The organism is Variovorax sp. 01N429 (assembly GCF_056399425.1).
Genome location: NZ_JBFTRG010000269.1, coordinates 1 through 351 on the forward strand (window position 1 = coordinate 1; position 351 = coordinate 351).

The 351-nt window shown below is 68.9% G+C and carries 1 protein-coding gene; it reads left to right on the top strand.

All coding sequences use genetic code 11. The features are described 5' to 3' along the window. The coding region (locus tag AC1DSF_RS31560; RefSeq protein ID WP_478184242.1) for an acyl-CoA dehydrogenase family protein at positions 1-351 on the top strand (351 nt) is incomplete at both ends.

Sequence of the window (351 nt, forward strand, 5' to 3'; positions counted from 1 at the left end):
GTTCGACAACGTGCGGGTGCCGTCGCGGAACGTCCTGGGCGAGGTCGGGCAGGGCTTCGAGCTGGGCATGAAGTGGATCGGCAAGGGCCGCTACACGATCCCCTCGCACGCCCTGGGCATCGCCGAGCGCGTCCTCCAGATGGCCGTCGAACACGCCCGCACCCGCGAGACGTTCGGCAAGCCGATCGGTGAGAACCAGGCCATCCAGTGGATGATCGCCGACTCCGAGGTGGAACTCGAGGCCGCGCGCATGCTGGTGCTGCGCGCGGCGTGGGCCATCGACCAGGGCCAGGACCCTCGGCACAGTTCCTCGATGGCGAAGCTCTACGGCGCGGGCATGGTCAACCGGGT